10 tRNA genes and 1 rRNA gene are annotated in these 1,792 nt (G+C 46.1%); all 11 read right to left on the minus strand.

The features are described 5' to 3' along the window. Window positions 1-411: 411 nt before the first annotated feature. Window positions 412-487 (minus strand) — tRNA-Ala (locus TY49_RS18915). Window positions 488-490: 3 nt separating this feature from the next. Beyond that, window positions 491-565: transfer RNA gene (locus TY49_RS18920), tRNA-Gly, on the minus strand. Window positions 566-637: 72 nt separating this feature from the next. Next, window positions 638-710 (minus strand) — tRNA-Lys (locus TY49_RS18925). Window positions 711-715: 5 nt separating this feature from the next. Then, window positions 716-790 (minus strand) — tRNA-Gln (locus tag TY49_RS18930). Window positions 791-844: 54 nt separating this feature from the next. Further along, window positions 845-929: transfer RNA gene (locus TY49_RS18935), tRNA-Tyr, on the minus strand. A gap of 97 nt (window positions 930-1,026) precedes the next feature. Beyond that, window positions 1,027-1,099, minus strand: a tRNA-Thr gene (locus TY49_RS18940). A 37-nt stretch (window positions 1,100-1,136) separates the two neighbouring features. Continuing rightward, window positions 1,137-1,212, minus strand: a tRNA-Val gene (locus TY49_RS18945). A 45-nt stretch (window positions 1,213-1,257) separates the two neighbouring features. Next, window positions 1,258-1,332 (minus strand) — tRNA-Glu (locus TY49_RS18950). An 18-nt stretch (window positions 1,333-1,350) separates the two neighbouring features. Then, window positions 1,351-1,423: transfer RNA gene (locus TY49_RS18955), tRNA-Thr, on the minus strand. A gap of 41 nt (window positions 1,424-1,464) precedes the next feature. Next, window positions 1,465-1,539, minus strand: a tRNA-Asn gene (locus tag TY49_RS18960). 80 nt (window positions 1,540-1,619) lie between these two features. Further along, window positions 1,620-1,735, minus strand: a 5S ribosomal RNA gene (gene rrf / locus TY49_RS18965). Between the last annotated feature and the right edge of the window lie 57 nt (window positions 1,736-1,792).

Consider the following 1,792-nt stretch of genomic DNA (forward strand, 5'->3'; position numbering starts at 1 on the left):
TGCTCCATTAGCTTAAACCTGTCACAATAACGGCTTTTTCTTGACAGCTTTGGGCTCCGCTACCTGAAACCTGTCATAATAACAGCACTTTCTTGACAGCTTTGGGCTCTACTATCTGAAACCTGTCATACTTATTGCTTTTTCTTGACAGCTTTGTGCTCCATTAGCTTAAACCTGTCACAATAACGGCTTTTTCTTGACAGCTTCGAGCTCTACTACCTAAAACCTGTCACAATGACACTGGCTTCTTGAAACCTTTAGCCCTTTCTCCTGCCATGGTGTCTGAACACTGACCCATTACTGATATCCCTGTCATAGGAGGGCAAAAATCAACCAAACTGTTGGAGGAATAATAAAAAAAGCCATAAACCCAGTTGGAGTTATGGCTGAAATGTTATTTATGTAGTGTGATGGTGGAGCCTAGCGGGATCGAACCGCTGACCTCCTGCGTGCAAGGCAGGCGCTCTCCCAGCTGAGCTAAGGCCCCATTTGGAGCGGAAGACGGGATTCGAACCCGCGACCCCAACCTTGGCAAGGTTGTATTCTACCACTGAACTACTTCCGCATGATTTTATTATAATAGATAAAACCCCTAAAAATAAAGGATTAAGTTCATTCTTAGGGGTCTTAACATGAGTGAGCCATGAAGGACTCGAACCTTCGACCCTCTGATTAAAAGTCAGATGCTCTACCGACTGAGCTAATGGCTCGTTAATGGCTGGGCTAGCTGGATTCGAACCAACGCATGACGGAGTCAAAGTCCGTTGCCTTACCGCTTGGCTATAGCCCAATGAAAAAATAAAAAGGACATTAGTAGCTTGTCCAATTTTAATATGTATTAAAATGGTGGAGGGGGACGGATTCGAACCGCCGAACCCTGAGGGAGCGGATTTACAGTCCGCCGCGTTTAGCCACTTCGCTACCCCTCCACATAATGAAACTTCCTAACTTGGTACATGCTCAAAATCCCTTCGGGATTTCTCGCATCTTTCCGCTGAAGATAATTCAGGGAAATTAGAAAGAAGGTGCCGGCAAGAGGACTTGAACCCCCAACCTACTGATTACAAGTCAGTTGCTCTACCAATTGAGCTACACCGGCAAGTTAATGAAGATTGTTTTCACTGCGTGAAAAATCATGGTGGAGGATGACGGGATCGAACCGCCGACCCTCTGCTTGTAAGGCAGATGCTCTCCCAGCTGAGCTAATCCTCCATAATTTTATTCGCTGATGTTTTTATCACTAGCGTAAAATGAACTTGGTGACCCCTACGGGATTCGAACCCGTGTTACCGCCGTGAAAGGGCGGTGTCTTAACCGCTTGACCAAGGGGCCATATAATAATATATTCAGAGCTTCCAAGCGGGCTCGAACCGCTGACCTCTTCCTTACCATGGAAGTGCTCTACCTGCTGAGCTATGGAAGCATTTTGCTGCCAGCTCAAATGACTTTCGTCATTAGAGATAATGGCTCCGCAGGTAGGATTCGAACCTACGACCGCTCGGTTAACAGCCGAGTGCTCTACCACTGAGCTACTGCGGAATAATGGTAATTTAACATAACTCTTGCAGATGATTCGTTTGCCTCATCTTAGAAGTTGTCTAAGATGAAAAAGCATAATTGCCCGGCGGCGTCCTACTCTCACAGGGGGAAACCCCCAACTACCATCGGCGCTGAGAAGCTTAACTTCCGTGTTCGGTATGGGAACGGGTGTGACCTTCTCGCCATCGCCACCAGACAATTTTTCAAGAACAATATTTATTATACTGTCTTTTATGCATTTTTCAAGAGGAAA

The organism is Mesobacillus selenatarsenatis SF-1, from assembly GCF_000813125.1.
GTDB classification, from domain to species: Bacteria; Bacillota; Bacilli; order Bacillales; family Cytobacillaceae; genus Mesobacillus; species Mesobacillus selenatarsenatis.